The 17,100-nt window shown below is 73.2% G+C and carries 19 protein-coding genes and 1 pseudogene; 4 read left to right on the top strand and 16 right to left on the bottom strand.

Annotated features, from left to right (window positions below; all coding sequences use genetic code 11):
• Positions 1-8 precede the first annotated feature (8 nt).
• Positions 9-665, top strand: a complete 657-nt coding sequence (locus ACFVGY_RS26970) for a hypothetical protein (RefSeq protein WP_385681620.1) — start codon at positions 9-11, stop codon at positions 663-665.
• 262 nt (positions 666-927) lie between these two features.
• Here the strand turns inward: ACFVGY_RS26970 and ACFVGY_RS26965 are convergent, their stop codons facing one another.
• The 4 genes from ACFVGY_RS26965 to ACFVGY_RS26950 form a co-directional block, all read right to left on the bottom strand.
• Positions 928-1,488, bottom strand: a complete 561-nt coding sequence (locus tag ACFVGY_RS26965; RefSeq protein ID WP_385681618.1) for a hypothetical protein — start codon at positions 1,486-1,488, stop codon at positions 928-930.
• A gap of 123 nt (positions 1,489-1,611) precedes the next feature.
• Positions 1,612-2,388, bottom strand: a complete 777-nt coding sequence (locus ACFVGY_RS26960) for a putative protein N(5)-glutamine methyltransferase (protein ID WP_385681700.1) — start codon at positions 2,386-2,388, stop codon at positions 1,612-1,614.
• Positions 2,389-2,468: 80 nt separating this feature from the next.
• On the bottom strand, positions 2,469-3,713 hold the full coding sequence (locus ACFVGY_RS26955) for a GNAT family N-acetyltransferase (protein ID WP_385681617.1): 1,245 nt from the start codon (positions 3,711-3,713) through the stop codon (positions 2,469-2,471).
• Between the two features lie 131 nt (positions 3,714-3,844).
• On the bottom strand, positions 3,845-4,477 hold the full coding sequence (locus ACFVGY_RS26950; protein ID WP_385681615.1) for an AmfC protein: 633 nt from the start codon (positions 4,475-4,477) through the stop codon (positions 3,845-3,847).
• Positions 4,478-4,639: 162 nt separating this feature from the next.
• Between ACFVGY_RS26950 and dtd the strand changes: the two genes are divergently transcribed.
• Positions 4,640-5,065, top strand: coding sequence for a D-aminoacyl-tRNA deacylase (dtd, locus tag ACFVGY_RS26945; RefSeq protein WP_385681613.1), 426 nt, complete (start codon positions 4,640-4,642; stop codon positions 5,063-5,065).
• A 36-nt stretch (positions 5,066-5,101) separates the two neighbouring features.
• Here the strand turns inward: dtd and ACFVGY_RS26940 are convergent, their stop codons facing one another.
• From ACFVGY_RS26940 to ACFVGY_RS26885, 12 genes are all read right to left on the bottom strand, one after another.
• Positions 5,102-6,067, bottom strand: coding sequence for a YgfZ/GcvT domain-containing protein (locus ACFVGY_RS26940; protein ID WP_385681611.1), 966 nt, complete (start codon positions 6,065-6,067; stop codon positions 5,102-5,104).
• A gap of 21 nt (positions 6,068-6,088) precedes the next feature.
• Positions 6,089-6,553 carry a Fur family transcriptional regulator gene (locus ACFVGY_RS26935; RefSeq protein WP_385681609.1) on the bottom strand — a complete coding sequence of 155 codons (465 nt, stop codon included), beginning with the start codon at positions 6,551-6,553 and terminating at the stop codon, positions 6,089-6,091.
• A 76-nt stretch (positions 6,554-6,629) separates the two neighbouring features.
• The gene (locus tag ACFVGY_RS26930; RefSeq protein ID WP_385681607.1) at positions 6,630-7,202 is read right to left on the bottom strand and encodes an FABP family protein; all 573 of its coding nucleotides are present in this window, start codon (positions 7,200-7,202) and stop codon (positions 6,630-6,632) included.
• A gap of 314 nt (positions 7,203-7,516) precedes the next feature.
• Positions 7,517-8,428 (bottom strand): hypothetical protein, encoded by a 912-nt coding sequence (locus ACFVGY_RS26925; protein ID WP_385681605.1) that lies wholly within the window; start codon positions 8,426-8,428, stop codon positions 7,517-7,519.
• Complete coding sequence (locus ACFVGY_RS26920; protein WP_385681603.1) at positions 8,425-9,279, bottom strand: hypothetical protein; 855 nt, start codon at positions 9,277-9,279, stop codon at positions 8,425-8,427. The genes ACFVGY_RS26925 and ACFVGY_RS26920 overlap by 4 nt, the downstream gene beginning before the upstream one ends.
• Positions 9,276-10,052, bottom strand: a complete 777-nt coding sequence (locus ACFVGY_RS26915; RefSeq protein ID WP_385681601.1) for a hypothetical protein — start codon at positions 10,050-10,052, stop codon at positions 9,276-9,278. Before ACFVGY_RS26915 ends, ACFVGY_RS26920 begins: the two co-directional genes overlap by 4 nt.
• A gap of 111 nt (positions 10,053-10,163) precedes the next feature.
• Positions 10,164-10,496, bottom strand: a complete 333-nt coding sequence (locus ACFVGY_RS26910) for a DUF3099 domain-containing protein (RefSeq protein WP_385681698.1) — start codon at positions 10,494-10,496, stop codon at positions 10,164-10,166.
• Between the two features lie 68 nt (positions 10,497-10,564).
• Positions 10,565-10,855, bottom strand: a complete 291-nt coding sequence (locus ACFVGY_RS26905) for a DUF1416 domain-containing protein (RefSeq protein ID WP_385681600.1) — start codon at positions 10,853-10,855, stop codon at positions 10,565-10,567.
• A 54-nt stretch (positions 10,856-10,909) separates the two neighbouring features.
• Positions 10,910-11,755 carry a sulfurtransferase gene (locus ACFVGY_RS26900; protein WP_385681598.1) on the bottom strand — a complete coding sequence of 282 codons (846 nt, stop codon included), beginning with the start codon at positions 11,753-11,755 and terminating at the stop codon, positions 10,910-10,912.
• A 417-nt stretch (positions 11,756-12,172) separates the two neighbouring features.
• Positions 12,173-12,901 carry a DUF2993 domain-containing protein gene (locus ACFVGY_RS26895; RefSeq protein ID WP_385681596.1) on the bottom strand — a complete coding sequence of 243 codons (729 nt, stop codon included), beginning with the start codon at positions 12,899-12,901 and terminating at the stop codon, positions 12,173-12,175.
• Between the two features lie 121 nt (positions 12,902-13,022).
• The gene (locus tag ACFVGY_RS26890) at positions 13,023-14,816 is read right to left on the bottom strand and encodes a hypothetical protein (RefSeq protein WP_385681594.1); all 1,794 of its coding nucleotides are present in this window, start codon (positions 14,814-14,816) and stop codon (positions 13,023-13,025) included.
• Positions 14,817-14,826: 10 nt separating this feature from the next.
• Entirely contained in the window at positions 14,827-15,081 is a 255-nt protein-coding gene (locus tag ACFVGY_RS26885; protein WP_179173447.1) for a MoaD/ThiS family protein, read from the bottom strand.
• A gap of 506 nt (positions 15,082-15,587) precedes the next feature.
• Here ACFVGY_RS26885 and ACFVGY_RS26880 point away from each other — a divergent pair.
• Both ACFVGY_RS26880 and ACFVGY_RS26875 read left to right on the top strand, forming a co-directional pair.
• On the top strand, positions 15,588-16,322 hold the full coding sequence (locus ACFVGY_RS26880) for a winged-helix domain-containing protein (protein WP_385681592.1): 735 nt from the start codon (positions 15,588-15,590) through the stop codon (positions 16,320-16,322).
• Between the two features lie 92 nt (positions 16,323-16,414).
• Positions 16,415-17,009 (top strand): annotated as a pseudogene (locus tag ACFVGY_RS26875) (LacI family DNA-binding transcriptional regulator); the annotation flags it as partial.
• Positions 17,010-17,100 lie beyond the last annotated feature (91 nt).

Genomic DNA, 17,100 nt, shown 5'->3' with positions numbered 1-17,100 from the left:
GGGATGAGATGACCATAGGCAACATACGCACAGCCGCGCGGATCGTCGGCCGGCGTACCGCACTCCGCTACCTCGCCATCGGAGCCGGCGCGGCGTTCCTGGCGGCGTGTACGGGCAAGGACAAGCCGTCGGCACAGCCTTCTGTCGCCTCGCCTTCGGCCGGCACCCCCTCGCCAGCCGTCTCCGGCTCCACTGCCCCCACCTCGTCCGCACCTTCGAAGACCCCCATCGGGCAGGCTGTGATCGAGCGTGCCGTGGAGGCTTTCCTCACGGGCACCTGGAACGTTCGGACCACCATGCCCGGGGGCCAGACCATCCAGGGCAGGGCAACCGTGCAGGGCCAGCAGGAAGCGAACGGAACCTGGACCATCGCATGGGACGGCGGGCCCGGCACCTGGAAGGGAGGCTTCGTCCTCCGCGGCGGCCGTCTGATGATGCAGGTCTTCGAGGGTCCCAAGCAGGGCGCCAAGGGTGCCGCATCCGCCCACGACGTACCCGGCAAGGTGGGTGACGGCTTCGACCTGACCCTGCCCTGGCAGCCTCCGGAGAAGGTCGGCACCGGCGACGGCGAGCGACTTACGGTCGGCTACTCGAAGAACACCCTCACCATCCGCCACTTCAACGCCTCGGGCAGCACCACCACCCACACCGCCACCCGGGCCTGACAGCGAGCGCGTAACCCGCAAACCCCGTCGTGCATCACGGAAGTGACAACTACCGCGCGCATCCAGTGACAGCACGCACTGCAATCCCGCGCGAGCATCCCTGGCCAGAGGGCATCACCAGTGACAACTATCGCTGCGAGTCACACGCTGCCAGCGAGCCCCAGGCGGAGAGCTGCTCGTACGCAGTTCGAGTTCGCCTCGACCTCCTCCTGGACGGCTTCGAACGCCTCCACGCCCGGGGCAGGAGCTCCGCCGCACCGCGTCAGCCCCGAACCGGGCCGCCCCGTCCGCGGAGCCGGCGGTGGTAGGCCAGGGTGAGCGCGCCCAGCAGCGGCCCCCAGGCGATCAGCGGGAGGTAGAGGAAGCCGACGAGGGTGGCGCCGAGCGGCGTCATGTCCGGGTGCGGGACCACCCACCACAGCGCGAACGGCGTCCACAGGGCGGTCAGCAGGGCAGCGGCCAGCCCCGCCAGCACCGTGACCACCCGCACCGGCACCCGCCGGCCGCCCAGCCACGGTATTCGGCGCGGGACGACCTCACCCCAGGGACGGACCAGGCCGAGCGCGAGCAGTGCGAGCAGCTCGCTCCCCACGCTCACGGCAGCCGTGTACACCCGGCCCCACCCCGGGATGCCGGCCGCCACGTACCCCGCTTCCGTGTAGCCCACCAGCAGTCCCGCCGCGAGCAGCAGGCGCCAGATGCCGGACGGCACGGTGAGCAGCGCGATGGCACGGGCGGCGCGCGCCGCCCAGCGGGGCACTGCCGCAGCCGGAACACGGGCCAGGGCCGGACCGGGGGCGGGAACGTGCTGTCGATGCGTCATGCACACCATCGTGTCCGCCGGTTCGCGCCCGGACATCGGCCCACGGAACCGTTGCCGGTGCCGCCCCGGGACGGAGGCCGGACCGGGCCTCCTCCCCCACCCGGGGGAGAAGGCCCGCACGCGCTAGGCGGGGCGCGTGCCGATCACCACAGTCGCCCAGTACTCCTCCGACACGGCCGTCCGGACCGTGAGGCCGCCCGCCTCCAGCGCCTGCGCCGTCAGCGGTGCCTGGTGTTCGCTCGTCTCGATGAGCAGCCGCCCGCCCGGCGCCAGCCAGGGCAGCGCGCCCGCCGCGACCCGGCGGTGGACGTCCAGCCCGTCCGGGCCGCCGTCCAGGGACACCGCGGGCTCGTGCTCGCGGGCCTCGGCCGGCAGCAGCGGGATCTCCGCGGTCGGCACGTACGGGGCGTTGACCACCAGCACGTCCACCCGGCCGCGCAGCCCGCCCGGGAGCGCCCCGTACAGGTCGCCCTCGTGCACCAGGCCGCCGTACGGGGCCACGTTGAGCCGCGCGTACGCCAGCGCCGCCGGATCGATGTCCGCCGCGTGCAGTTCCGCCCCGGCACCCAGCCGGGCCACGACCGCCGCGCCGAGCGCGCCCACACCGCAGCACAGGTCGAGCACCACGGGGTCCGGCCGGTCCGGCGCCCCCGCCACCGCCTCGGACACCAGGAACTCGGTGCGCCGGCGCGGTACGAACGCCCCCGCCCCCACCCGCAGGCGCAGCCCGCAGAACTCCGCCCGGCCCACGACGTGTTCCAGCGGTTCGCCGCCGGCCCGGCGGGCCACCAGGGCGGCCAGGTGGGCGGCGTCGGCGGCGGCCGCCGCGAGCAGCTCCGCCTCCTCCTCGGCGAAGACACAGCCCGCCGCGCGCAAGGCCTCCACCACGTCCACGTCCACGCCCACGTCCACGCCCACGTTCAAGTTCAAGTCCACGTCCACGTCCACGTCCACATTCACGGTTTCGGGCACGTCTTCGATCAGAACACGTCCGGGCACCAGGGGCGCCGTGCCGTCCGGAACACCGCGTCGGCCAGCGCCAGCGCGCCCGGCCGCTCCTCGGCCACCCGCCCGAGCGCGCCGAGCCGCACCGCGGACTCGTCGCCGAGGTACAGGGAGCCCAGCGCGGCCACGTCCAGGCGCAGGTCCGCGGGCTCGTCGGTGACGGTGCACTCCCCCGTTCCCGCGTCGAGCCGGTAGCGCCCCGCAGCCGGGCCGTCCGGGTCGGCGACCTCCAGCACGAGGACCCCGGGCACCGCGTACGTCCGCGCGCGCAGCGCCCGTACGACGTCCAGCAGCCGCACCCACATGAAGTCCGAGCAGGTCACCAGCCGGGCGGCCCGCGGGTCGGGCAGCAGGTGCGGGACCAGGTCGTCGGGGGCGCGGTAGCCGGTGCGCACCTTCAGCACCCAGTCGATGGAGCACAGGAAGTGCCACAGGGCCCGCTCGGCAGCTGGGGTGGTGGCGAGCAGCTCCGCGACCTGGAGGGTGTTCTGCGGGGTCTTCGCGTCCGTCCAGTGGTCGTCGGCGGTGTACGACACCAGGCCGGCGACCTCGCCCCCCGCCGTCCGGTACACCGCGTGGAACCGGTCCTTGTACGGCCGGAACGACATCTCCTCCTCGCCGGTGGCCAGGCTCCACCAGCGCGCGTCACGGTTCACCACGCCGTGCCGGGACGCCCGTATCCGGTCGTGCAGGGCCGGGCCCACCCGGCGCACCTCGGCCACGTCCACGATGTCGATCCGGCCGCCGTCCTCCGGCCGCGACCAGCGCGGGTCCAGTCCGGTGCGCTTGACGTCGATCTCCCACTCCGCGACGGTCACCGCGGGCCCGTACCCGTACCGCCCGTAGATCGGGTACTCGGCGGCGATCAGCGTGGACAGCACGTCGCCGCGCTCGACGGCGGCGGCGAGCTCCCCGGCCAGCATCCGGCTCAGCAGGCCCTGGCGGCGGTGCGTGGGCACGACCGCGACGTTGGTGATCGCGGCGGACCCGACCACCGCCCCGCCGGGCACCGTGAGCTCCTGCCGGAAGGAGCGCAGGGTGCCCACGCAGGCGCCGGTGGCCGCGTCGAAGGAGCCCCACACGCGGGCGGGATCGCTGTGCTTGGCGCGCTGGGCGACGTCGGAATCCGTCACCCGGGTCGCGGTCAGGAAGCCGGTGTTCACGGCCCGCATCCAGGCGGGGAATTCGGATTCGGCGATCAGCCGCACGTCAGCGCTCATAACTCGCCACGCTAATGCGCCTGTCCGCGCCGCGTCGCGGCAATTTCCGCCGCCCCGCCCGCCCTACGGCCCGCGCATCCGTGCGCCCGTGCACCCCGTGCGCCCGTGCACCCGTGCACCCGCGCGCCAGCTCACACCAACAAGTCGTCCACCTGGGCCTCGCCCTCCCGGTAGCGCCGCGTGATCTCCGCGCTGCAGTCGTCCACCGTGCGCTGCAACAGCTGCCGGCGGCGCGAGACCTGCTGCTCGTAGCCGACCAACCGGCCCATTGCGTCGTGCAGTTCGGCGTCCGTCCGGGCCTGGAGGTCCGACAGCTCCACGTCGGCCAGCATCTCCGCGGCCAGCAGCCGGTACTCCTCGCCGTACGGGGTCCCGAGCGTGACGTGCCGGGCGGAGGCGCTACGGCTGGACGGGGCGTCGGCGAGGATCTCCGAGAGCCGGTCCACCACCGGCGGCTCGGGCGTGACGGGCGCCTCCGGGTCGCTGCGCCGGGCCAGTTCGGCCCGCAGGATGTCGATCCGGCCCTGCAGGAGTCTGCGGATGTAGCTCAGGTCGGCCTCGTCGCGCTGGGCCTCGCGCCGCAGGGTGCGCAGCTCCGGCAGTCCGAGCGCGGTGGCGGGCGTGGTCGGCGCCTGCTCCTCCGCGGTGCGCTGCGCGGGTGGTCGGACCGCGCCGGCCACCGGAGCGGCCGCTGCTGACGGGACTGAAGCGGCCGGAGCGGCTGATGTGGCAGACGCAGATACGGAGGTACCAGAAGTATTCATGTGAACGTGTCCGTCCCCTCGACCGGTGCATGGGGTCTCCTCCGGCCCCTGGGGCCGGAGGGAAGCACCGCCTGCGTGCATCGTGCCACTGTCCGTGGTGCCGGCGCAGTCCCGGTCCACCCGATCGGCCCCGGACGGGTGCACGCCTGGTACACAGGTGGTATGCGAGCAGTGGTGCAGAGGGTGGACGGCGCGAGCGTCGTCGTGGCCGGCGAGACCGTGGGCGAGATCGTCGGCGAGGGGCTGTGCGTCCTGGTGGGGGTGACCCACGACGACACGCCCCAGAAGGCGGCGCAGCTGGCGCGCAAGCTGTGGTCCGTACGGATCCTGGAGGGGGAGAAGTCATGCAGCGACGTGGCCGCACCGCTGCTGGTGATCTCACAGTTCACGCTGTACGGCGACGCCCGCAAGGGCCGCCGCCCCACCTGGAACGCGGCGGCGCCCGGCGAGGTCGCCGAGCCGCTGGTGGACGAGGTCGTCGCACAGCTGCGGGCGCTGGGGGCGACGGTGGAGACGGGCCGGTTCGGGGCGGACATGCGGGTCTCGCTCACCAACCACGGCCCGTTCACCATCGTCATCGACGTCTGAGCGGCGCCCGGACACGCGCCGCGCGCGCCCCGGCGGTCAGGGCGCTACGACGACCTCCTGCGAGGCGGCCGTCTTCCCGGCCAGCAGCGGCGCGTCGACCGGCACGTTCCGCTTGACCAGGGCGAGGGCGATCGGGCCCAGCTCGTGGTGGCGGACCGCGGTGGTCACGAAGCCGAGCTGACGGCCCTCCTCCCCGTCCGCAGCGAGCCGGACGGGCGCGCCGTGCGCCGGAAGGTGCACCTCGGAGCCGTCCAGGTGCAGGAAGACCAGGCGGCGCGGCGGCTTCCCCAGGTTGTGGACGCGGGCCACCGTCTCCTGGCCGCGGTAGCAGCCCTTCTGCAGGTGCACGGCGGTGCCGATCAGGCCGATCTCGTGCGGGATCGTGCGGTGGTCGGTCTCCAGGCCGAGCCGCGGCCGGTGCGCCTCCACCCGCAGGGCCTCGTACGCGAGGAGCCCCGCGGCCGGGCCGTGCGCGGCGGCGAAGGCCTCCAGGTCCGCGCGGGGCAGGAACACGTCCCGACCGTGCGGGGTCTCGCGGACCACGTACTCCTTCGGAACCTCGGCGATGGAGCCGGCCGGCACGTGGACGACGGCGAACTCGGCGGTCCGGTCGGCGACTTCGACGCGGTAGAAGAACTTCATCGACTCCAGGTAGGCGAGCAGCGCCTCCTGGCTGCCGGGCTCGACGTGCGCCCACACGGTCTCGCCGTCGTCGACGAGGTAGAGCTGGTGCTCGATGTGGCCGTTCGCGGAGAGGATCAGCGCCTCCGTGGCCTGCCCGGGCGGGAGTTCGGTCACGTGCTGGGTGAGCAGCAGGTGCAGCCAGCTCAGCCGCTCCGGTCCGGTGACGGTGACGACCCCGCGGTGCGACAGGTCGACGAAGCCGCGGCCGTCGGCGAGGGCGCGCTGTTCGCCGTAGAGCTCTCCGTAGTGGGCGGCGACGCCCTCGTCACGGCCTTCGGCCTGGACGGCGCCGGGAAGGTTCAGCAAAGGGCTGGTCATGGGACCAAGCCTACGACCCTGCTATGCGGGTTCGGCACGGTGTTTGGCGGCGCAGCCGCGACACAGACCGAAGATCGCGAAGTGCTTCATGTCGGTCTCGAAGCCGAAGGTGGCGCGGAGCTTCTCGGTGAACTCGGCGGCGACGCCCAGGTCCGCCTCGATCACGTCCCCGCAGTCGCGGCACACCAGGTGGATGTGGTGGTGCCGGTCGGCGAGGTGGTACGTGGGGGCCCCGTGCCCGAGGTGGGCGTGGGAGACCAGCTTCAGCTCCTCCAGGAGCTCCAGCGTGCGGTAGACGGTGGAGATGTTGACCCCGGAGGCCGTCTTGCGCACGTGGGCGAGGATCTCGTCCGGCGTCGCGTGCTCCAGGGTGTCCACCGCTTCGAGCACGAGCTGGCGCTGCGGGGTCAGCCGGTATCCGCGCTGCCGCAGGTCGCTCTTCCAGTCGGTGCCCGAGGCACGGTCGGGGCTTTCGGCGCTCACCACCCGGCCAGTGTAAGCGCGGGAAGGGGACTGCGGGCGGGCCCGCGGTCCCCTTGTCCGATGCGCGCCGTCGGCCGGCTCAGCGGAAGAACGCGATGCCGTCGTCCGGCATGTCCGGGAGGTTGCGGGCCATCTCGGCGACCTCCTCGGGCGTGACGACCTTCTTGAGCTGGGCCGACATGTACGGGCGCAGCTCGACGTCCGGGGTGGCCTTCTCGCCGACCCACATCAGGTCGCTCTTCACGTAGCCGTAGAGCCGCTTGCCGCCGCTGTACGGGCTGGCGGCGGCGGTGCGGGCGACCGCGTCCGTGGCCAGGTCGATCTGGGGCTTCTTGTCGGCGAGCTCGCCGTACCAGACCTCGATGACGCCCTGGTCGCGGACCATGACGACCTCGACCTTGCGGCCCTCGTCGATGCGCCAGTAGCCGGTCTCCGACTCCAGCGGCCGCACCTTCTTGCCCTCGGCGTCGAGGACCCAGGTGCGGGAGGTGTACTCCAGGAAGTCCCGGCCGTCGTGGGTGAAGACGACTTCCTGGCCGAAGTTGCACTTCTCCTCACCGGGGAAGTCGAAGACGCCCGCGCCCTCCCAGGTGCCGAGGAGGAAGGCGAGGGGGACGAGGCCGGGGTTCAGGTCGGACGGGATCTGGATCATGGGTGGCTGCTCAGGCGATCTCTGGGAGGGGGATTCCGGTGGTCCGGGGGACGGCCGATCTGGGAGGGATCAGCGCTGGCCCTGGTACAGCTTCTTCACGGCCAGGACGGTGAAGGCGAGGACGCCGACGCAGACCAGGACCAGCAGGGAGGTGAAGACTGCCTCAAGCACGGGGTGCTCCTCGGAGGTTTCGGGTGGCGGGTACGGGGCCGGTCCCCAAGCCTACTGGCCTGGGGACCGGTGCACTCCGTGAGGTGGGCCGCAGCCGTCACCTCGGGCGCGGCGCGACGGGCCCCGGCGGTCCTGCGGGGCGCTCAGCCGAGCAGCTGGCCCTGCAGGATGACGGTCTGGTGGAACGGGACGCCGGCCACCGAGCCCTTGCGGCTCTGGAACACCGCGGCCTGCACGTCACCTGCGCGGACGCACCCGATCCGCACCTCCTCGTCACCGACGGGCTGCGCCTCCGCGAACAGCTCGGGCGCATCGCGCCCCGGCCGGGGCTGCGCGAGCTTCGCCTTGACCCACTGCTCGTCCTCGTCGATCCGGTTCACGCCCTTCACGTTCATGTTGATGCCACAGCGCTCGCGGCCCTCGGTGAACCCGGAGGAGGCGAAGCGCAGCAGGTAGACGCGGGTGCGGGTGCCGTCGGGCATGGTCCAGCCGCGGCCGACGATCTGGCGCAGGCCCTCGTCCGTGAACTCCTGCTTCATCTTCGCGCGCACGGTGGGCTCGAACTCCTCCAGGAAGGCGTCCTCGGACACCTTCTGGTCCTGCTCCACCTTGAACTCCTTGTCCGGGGCGGACCCGGCCGGGGCCGGCAGGAGCAGCTGGAACAGGGCGGCGTAGTGGATGCCGTCCTTGTTGTCGGCGGCGAAGGGCTGCGGGGCACCGGGAGCCAGGGTGGGCTTGGCGAGGACCGGGTAGTCCCAGCGGCCGTCGCCGGCGGTGGTGAGGCCGGGCAGGTCGGTGCGCTCCGCCCGGGTGATCCCGTACGCGGTCCCGGCCCCGAACGCCGCGAAGGCGACGGCCGCGGCGAGCCAGCACAGCGCCGTGCCCGTCCTGCGCCGGCCCCCGGGCGCGGCCGGCTCCGGCGCCGCGGAGGCCGCCGCTTCGGCGGCGGGCGGCGGCTCGGCGGCGGGCGGCTCGGCGGCGGGCTCGGCGGCGGGCGGCTGCTCGGCCGGCCCCGGACCCTGCGGGGCCGTGTCGGTGGTGTGGTGCTCGGTCACACGGACTCCCCGGGGGACTTCAGGTGGCTCAGCTGGTTCTTGAAGAAGGAGACGGCGTCGTTGGGTGAGAAGGGCTTGGGCCCGAACGCGCGGAAGTTGACCAGGACGTCGCCCTGGACCGCCACGCAGTCCATCGAGTCGATCTTCTCCTGCTTCTCCTCCCCGATGGCCAGCAGCACGCACTTGGCCTCCGGGTGACCGTCCACCGCGGGGGCGCCGCGACCGTCGCCCGTCAGCTCCAGGAGCTTCTTCGAGACCTCGGAGAACTTGCCGACGGCCTGGGGGTCGGCCTGCATGATGCGGACCTGGTAGACGGCGGTCCCGCCGCGCCGGGTGTAGCTGCGGCCCGCGAGGCCCTTGAGCTTCAGGCCCTCCAGCACCTCGTCGCGCTGTTTCCGCGCGGTGCTGGACAGCCCGCCGCGGGCGTCCTTGAAGCCCTGGACGGCCTTGTCGCCGGCGACGGAGAAGTCGTTGCCGTCCTGGCCCAGGTCGGGGCCGAGGGTGAAGTCGGACGGGACCGGCAGTAGCTTCCCGGACAGCTCGCCGGCCGGGACGGGGGCGGGCTCGGCGGGGTCCGCCGGGCGCTGGCCCTCGGCGGTCCAGTAGCGGGTCGGGGCGGTCCGGTCGGCCTTCTCCAGGGCGGCGGACGCCGCGATCCCGCCGCCGGCGAGGAGGGCGACGCCGACCCCTCCCGCGACGAGGGCCACGGCCTTCCGCCCGCGCCGCCGCCCGGCTCCGGCCCCGGCCCCGTCTCCGGGCGCGGGGGCGGCCGCAGTGCCGGCCGCGGGCCCGCCGGCGGGCTCGGCCGCTTCGGCGGCCGTCGGGGTGTCCGTGTTCAGCAGCTCGGTCACAGTCGCTCCAGCTGTCGCTTGGCCAGGTCGATGACCTCGCTCTCCGCGACCTGGCCGCGGTTGTCGATGTAGTCGATCTCCATGACGATGTCGCCCCGGCGGGCGATGGCACGGGCTCCGCGCAGGGGGTGGTACCCCCGCTTCTCCTGGGCCTTGGAGTCGACCCACACGTGCCCGAGCTCCGCGGGAACCCCCGGGATGGCCACGCCGGGATTGCCGGCGTACTCCTCCTGCGGCATGAGCTCGGCCTGCACCTGCTGGTAGACATCCGCCCCGGCGCGGTCGCGGAACTGGATCAGGCGCACCTCGACCAGGACGCGGTCGCCCTGGGACCACGCGGTCGCGGCGATGCGCCGGACCCCCTCCTCCGCGAAGCCGCGCAGGGCCTTGTCCGGCTCCTTGAAGCCGACCGAGAAGACGTCCAGGCTCTCGTAGCCCGTACCGATGGCCTTCGCTCCGCCCGGCGTCTCGACCAGCAGCTTGCTGAGGTCGCCGTCCGTCTTGTGGCGGCGGTTGGCGTTGATGGTCTCGCGCGTCGTCCCGGCCTCGGGCGCGAGCGCCTTCGGCGTGTCCAGCTTCTGCTGGGCGAGCGGCGGCAGCGGCGTCGGCGGGCGGCCGTACTGGACGGCGTACCCGGTGACGGTACCGGCGAGGATTCCGAGCGCGGCACCGCCGGCGATCAGCAGGGCGGTGCCGCGGCCTCGGCGGCGGCCGCCCGGGACCGGCAGGTCCCCCTCTTTCCGCAGCTCGGAAGCGTTCTGTGCATGTTCCAAGGAAGTGTCCCCCACAGGACTGGCCACGCGGGTGATCACCCGCGCAGCCTTGACATGTACCGGAGGGGAACGGTTGTACGGAAACGCATTATGTTCCGTGCTGACGGAAAGTCATTCGTCGTGGCGCCGCTTACCGTCCAGTTCGTCCCACCACTCGTCGGACTGCGGATCGCCCGACGGATCGTCCCACCAGCGGTCGTCCGGGCCCCGCCGGTTCGCGATCATCGCCGCGACGGGCGGGATGACCATGGCGACGACGCACATGGCCACGGCCGCCTCGACCGAAAGCAGGCGCACGAAGGACCAGGCGGAGACGAAGAGGAAGAGGCATCCGCCCATGAGGAGGAAGTAGATGCGGCGCCGCCGGGCGTACATGCCTCCAGCGTAGGTCCGGGGGCGGCCCGTACGACAGCGGACGGCGCGAAGGGCCGCACCCCGCTCCAGTGGCGTCCAACCCCCTGGGGTGCGGCCCTTCGGCCGGTTCACGGGCTACCGGTGGTAGCGGCGGTCGCTCAGACCGCGATCGCCACGTCCGTCACGCCGCCCGCCTGGGAGACGACCACGGCGCGGTCCGCCTGGCCGCCCGGGACGAGCGCCCGCAGCGTCCAGGTGCCGGTCGCCGCGTAGAAGCGGAACTGGCCGGTCGCCGAGGTCGGGACCTCCGCGGTGAACTCGCCGGTCGAGTCGAGCAGCCGCACGTAGCCGCTGACGGGCTCGCCGTCCTTGGTCACCTGTCCCTGGATGGCCGTCTCACCGGGCTTGAGCGCGCCGAGCTCCGGGCCGCCGATCTGTGCTCCGCACATGTTCCTCTGTCCTGTCCTCGAGAAGTGGTTCTGCTGGGCGTCGCGTGCCCGGGATTACTTGTTGGCGCCCAGCTCGATCGGCACGCCGACCAGGGAGCCGTACTCGGTCCACGAACCGTCGTAGTTCTTGACGTTCTCCTGGCCCAGGAGCTCGTGCAGCACGAACCACGTCAGCGCGGAGCGCTCACCGATGCGGCAGTAGGCGATGGTGTCCTTCGCCAGGTCGACCTGCTCGGTCTCGTAGAGGGCCTTGAGCTCCTCGTCGGACTTGAAGGTGCCGTCATCGTTGGCGTTCTTCGACCACGGGATGTTGCGGGCGCTCGGCACGTGGCCGGGGCGCTGCGACTGCTCCTGCGGCAGGTGCGCCGGGGCGAGCAGCTTGCCGGAGAACTCGTCGGGCGAGCGGACGTCGACCAGGTTCAGGGAGCCGATCGCGGCCACGACGTCGTCGCGGAAGGCGCGGATCGAGGCGTCCTGGGCCTTGGCCTTGTACTCGGTGGCCGGGCGGTTCGGGACCTCGGAGCCGTCGACCAGGTCGCGGGAGTCCAGCTCCCACTTCTTGCGGCCGCCGTCGAGGAGGCGGACGTCCTGGTGGCCGTACAGCTTGAAGTACCAGTAGGCGTAGGACGCGAACCAGTTGTTGTTGCCGCCGTAGAGGACGACGGTGTCGTCGTTGGAGATGCCCTTGGCGGACAGCAGCTTCTCGAAGCCCTCCTGGTCCACGAAGTCACGGCGGACCGGGTCCTGGAGGTCCTTCTTCCAGTCGATCCGGACGGCGCCGGCGATGTGGTTCTTGTCGTAGGCGGACGTGTCCTCGTCCACCTCGACGATGACGACGTCGGCGTCGTTCAGGTGGGCCTCGACCCAGTCGGCGTCAACGAGGACGTCGCTGCGGCTCATGGTGTTCTCCTCCGGGGCAGTGTGCGGCGGGGCGGTGCGGGTGCTGCTGAGGGCGACGCAGGACGCTCCCGGGGGCACTGAGCGGGGAGGCGCCAGTGGACAGGGAGGAAACGGCTGCGCGCGGTCACGCGGAAGGACGGTCGTCCGAACTGGTGGAGCGATGCGCTCTCAGGTCACATGGATCGACAGAGCATGGCGGCGACGCGACACAGGTCTACTGCCCGTCGCTTCGTGAGGTCCGCCTGCTGATGCTTCATGCCTGGATCGTAGGGACGAACGGGCCGCCCTGTCACCGGTGTGTCATATATCGAGACAGGAACGTCCGGATCGCGGGATGAGATCCACCCCGAACGGGCTTTCGACGCCCCGCCGGGGCCTGCCTGCGGCCAGCCCTTCTGCGGATCGGACCGTCCTGTCTCACGATCCGGCCAGCGAGACGTCCGTACCGCTCAGCGTCAGGTGGACGCCGGCCTCGTCCACGGTCAGTCCGGTCAGCGCGAGCCCGGCCGGCAGCCCGTCGTCGAGGCGCCGGTCGAAGTCGGTCTTCTTGCGGATCGCGCTCTCGATCCCGGGGATGCCCTCGCCGGGCACCTCGTCGGCCCGTACCCGGACCAGTTTGCCGCCGCCCTTGCCGTTTCCGCCGTCCTTCGCGTCGACGAGCGTGACGGTCGACACCACGCTGCGGGTGATGGTCCGGCCGAGGACCTCCACCGAGGCGGTCACCTTCACCTTGTCCGGTGCCCCTCCGTAGGCGAGCTTCACGCCCGTCTGGGAGGCCTCGGTCAGATCGGGGTACGTGACCACCGCCGAGCCCTCGGCCTTCCGGGCGGTGCCTCCGCTGTAGTCTCCGTTCAGCTTCACTCCGCGGAAGCTCGCCCGGAGCTGGGAGAGCCGGGTCTTGCGACCGTCCGCGACGCCGTCCGCGCTGTCCAGCCGGATGTCCACCCGGTCGAGCTCGTGGCTCAGCGCCTGGGTCAGGAACGGGAAGCCGTGGATCTCCACCTCGGCGGACCCGGCCGTCGCCTGGCGCGCCTGTATGCGCTCGGCGAGCCTGCCCTCGGCATAGCCGACCGCCCAGCGGTCCGCCCCGACGGCCAACGCGCCCAGCACCACGACCACGATCACGACGACACGCAGGAATCGCACGCGCCTCTCCCCCCTGCTAGACCGGTACGTCCGCCCCTAGTTGACCATGTACAGACGTACGGAGGCCGTCAGCGTCGCCGACGGCCTCCGTAACGCGTGTTCCACGGTTCCTGCCCGGGCCTCAGCCCACCACCCGTCCCATCAGGTAGACGGCGGGCGCGGCGGCCGCCAGCGGCAGCGCCACACCGGCCGTCATGTGCACGAACTTCGACGGGTAGTCGTACGCCGCCACGCGCAGCCCGATCAGCGCGCACACCCCGGCGGCCAGGCCGAGCAGCGACCCGCCCACCCCGACGGAGGTCAGCCCCCCGACCGCGATGCCCGCACCGGCCGCCGCGGCCACCGACACGCCGGCGGACGGCAGGGGCGGCAGCGGCAGCGCGCGGACGAACACGGCGACCGCGACGGCCACCGCGCCGACGGTGACGGCCGCGGAGTCGGCGGCGAGGTAGCCGGCGCACACGATGGCGAGGGCGGCGGAGGCCACCGAGGCCATCAGGCCGTACATCCGCTCGTCCGGGTCGGCCTGGCTGCGCAGCTGGAGGACCAGCGTGAGCAGCACCCACACGCCGAGCGTGCCGACGATCGCGCCGGCGCCGTACGTGTCGTCCACCGCGAGCACCGCGGCATCCGCGGCGAGGGCCCCGGCGAAGGCGAGGGCGATGCCCTGGCGGGCCGGCCACATGCCGTTGAGCCGGAACCAGCCGGCCGCGGTGAGGCCCTGGAGCGCCACGAGCGGCAGGAGCAGCGCGAGGTCCCCGACGACGGCGGCGACGGCGAGCAGCAGCCCGAGCGCGGCGGTCAGCACGGCCGACTGGGGGCCCGGGTCGATGATCGGCGAGCGGCCCTCGGCTCGGGCCTGGGCCGGGTCGACGGCGCGCATGGTGTTCCCTCCGAGGGTGGGCGGGGACCACTCGGGCTCCTCCCCGGCCGCCTCGACGGGCGTGCCGGCGGCGGGAGCGGCGTGCCGGGCGGGAGCGGCGGCTCCGGACACCGCAGCCGGACCGGCGGCCGGCGGCGCCGCGGGCTCGGCGGCGGCCTGCGGCGGCAGGTAGGCGGTGGTATCCGCCCAGGCTTCGGCGGGAGCCGCGGCAGGGGCGGGAGCCGCCGGCGCGGCGGACGGGGACGCCGGGGCCGCGTCCCGGAACCAGCCCTCCGGCACGGCGCCGTCCTGCACGGGCGGGAGGAAGGCGGTCTCGGCGGCGGCGTCCAGCACGGGCGGCAGGTACGCCGTCTCGGCGGCGGCGTCGTGCTGCTGCGCCGGCGGCACCGGCCGGGCAGCCGGCACGGGCGGGAGGTAAGCGGTCTCGGCGGCCGCGCTCGGCGGCACGGGCGGGAGGAACGCGGTCTCGGCCGCGGCGGCAGCGTTCTGCTGCTGGACCGGCGGGAGGTAGGCGGTCTCGGCGGCCCAGTCCTGCACCGGCGCGGCGGCGGGGACGGCCGGGGCGGGCGCGGGCGCGGCGGGGGCCTCGTCCCGGAACCACCCCTCGGGCGCCACCGGAGCCTGGTGGGCCTGCGGCTGCGCCTGGGGCGGCAGCTGCGGCTGGTGCGGGTGCGGGTGCTGCGCCTGCGGGTCGGCCGGGCCGGGGTAGGGCGGGAGGTAGGCGGTCTGCGCCCAGTCCGCCCCCGCACCGGGCACCGGGGCCGGCGCGGGCACGGGAGCCGGCGCGGCCGCGGCCGCGGGCGCGGCAGGAGCCTCGTCCCGGAACCACCCCTCGGGCGCCACGGGCTGCTGCGGCTGCACGGGCTCGGCGGGGCGGTGCACCGGCTGGTAGCTCGTGTCCCAGGTGTCCGACTGCCAGGTCTGGGTCGTGTACGGGTCCTGCGGCGCGTGCGCGTACCCCTGCTGCCCGGCCTGGTGCTGCCCGGCCTGGTGCTGTCCGGCCTGCCGCTGCTGTTCTTCGGGAGTGCTCATCGGTTTCCGCTCACCCGCCCGCGAACGGCGGGAGCACCTCGACGGTGCCCCCCTCGGTCAGCAGGACGGCATCGTGCGGGCGTTTGCCCACGGGCTCGTCGTTCACGAGGAAGGAGCAGCGCAGCAGGACCCGGGTCAGCTCCCCGGGGTGGCGTTCCCGCACTGCGTCGAGCGCCTCGGCCAGTGTCCGCGCCGAGTACGGCTCCTCCGCCGTGTGGGCCGCGGCCTTGGCCGCCGCCCAGTAGCGGATGGTTCCGGTTGCCACTGCAGCTCCTATCGTCGGCTCTCTACCGTCGGCCTCCATGATGGCCCCTGCCGGCCGCTGGTCCCGCGTGCCTCCGCGCACCCCGGGAGCGAGCGCCATGCACCCGAACGGCCCACAGCGGCCGCCCGAAGCCCGCCGATCCTCCGAAACCGGGGCATACGCTGGTTGCGGGGGTGGCGCGAACCACAGAAAGCGCCTCCCCGGAAGCCTCGGCCGGGCGTCGGCAGGTGGGCTATTCTGCTGGCGAAGGATCCGGGCAACGTTGCCCCCGGGTCCTTTTGTGCTTTCAGTACGTTGAACGGAACGAGAACAAGGGCGCCCGGCCGGACCCCAGGGCGCGGGGACCGGCCGACGCCCGCAGGAACCGGGCGCGGGGCACCGCGCCGCACCCGGCCCGCACCCCGTACGAAGCAGTACCGCGAAAGTCCTCGACGGGACCGAGGAGGAACCGACGTGACGGACCAGCGAACCGTGCACCACCGACCGACCCGGGCAGGGGGTCGGGCATGAGCTCCCTCCTGCTGCTGACCAACGCCCTGCAGCCGTCCACCGAGGTGCTGCCGGCCCTCGGCCTGCTGCTGCACAACGTACGGGTGGCCCCCGCCGAGGGCCCGGCCCTGGTGGACACCCCCGGGGCGGACGTCATCCTTGTCGACGGCCGCCGGGACCTGCCGCAGGTGCGGTCGCTGTGCCAGCTGCTGCGCTCCACCGGCCCGGGCTGTCCGCTGGTCCTCGTCGTCACCGAGGGCGGCCTGGCGGCGGTCACCGCCGACTGGGGCATCGACGACGTCCTCCTCGACACGGCCGGCCCGGCCGAGGTCGAGGCCCGGCTGCGGCTGGCCACCGGCCGCCAGCAGCTGGGCGCCGACGACTCCCCCATGGAGATCCGCAACGGCGACCTGTCGGTCGACGAGGCGACGTACTCGGCGAAGCTGAAGGGCCGGGTCCTCGACCTCACCTTCAAGGAGTTCGAGCTGCTCAAGTACCTCGCCCAGCACCCGGGCCGGGTCTTCACCCGGGCCCAGCTGCTGCAGGAGGTCTGGGGCTACGACTACTTCGGCGGCACCCGCACGGTGGACGTGCACGTACGGCGGCTGCGCGCGAAGCTCGGCCCGGAGCACGAATCGCTCATTGGCACCGTCCGGAACGTGGGCTACCGTTTCGTCACACCGGAGAAGTCCGAACGGGCCGCGGCGGAGGCCGCGGAACGGACGCCCACACAGGTCGCGGCCGACGCGTAGGGGGTCGTCCCCCGTACGGACGAGCCCCGGGTGACCGTCCAGTCCGCAGGATGCCCTGCCCAGAGGCCGGTCACCCCGCGTAGACTCCCAGCGTGGCCAAGGTGACGCGGGATGATGTGGCGCGACTTGCGGGTACTTCAACCGCCGTCGTGAGCTACGTCATCAACAACGGACCCCGGCCGGTCGCCCCGGCCACGCGCGAGCGTGTCCTCGCAGCGATCAAGGAGCTGGGCTACCGCCCGGACCGGGTCGCCCAGGCGATGGCGTCCCGGCGCACCGACCTCATAGGCATGATCGTTCCGGATGCGCGCCAGCCGTTCTTCGCGGAGATGGCGCACGCGGTCGAACAGGCTGCCGCCGAGCGCGGGAAGATGGTGCTGGTCGGGAACTCCGACTACCGGGACGAGCGCGAGGTCCACTACCTGCGCGCCTTCCTCGGCATGCGGGTGTCCGGCCTGATCCTGGTCAGCCAGGGCATGAGCGAACGGGCGGCCTCCGAGATCGAGGCCTGGGACGCCCGGGTCGTGCTGCTGCACGAGCGGCCCGAGGCCATCGACGACGTCGCGGTGGTCACCGACGACATCGGCGGCGCCCAGCTCGCCACCCGCCACCTCCTCGAACACGGGCACGAGTACGTCGCCTGCATCGGCGGCATCGAGAACACCCCGTCGGGGGGGGCCCCCCGCGCCCCCCCCCGCCCCCCGGGGGGCCCCCCCCCGGGCGGGGGGGCGGGGGCCCCCGGCTCGCCCCCCCACACCACCCCCCACAAACCCGAAGA

The sequence above is a fragment of the Streptomyces sp. NPDC127106 genome, from assembly GCF_042677605.1.
Taxonomy (GTDB): Bacteria; Actinomycetota; Actinomycetes; order Streptomycetales; family Streptomycetaceae; genus Streptomyces.
This window is presented reverse-complemented; position numbering and strand designations above follow the sequence as displayed.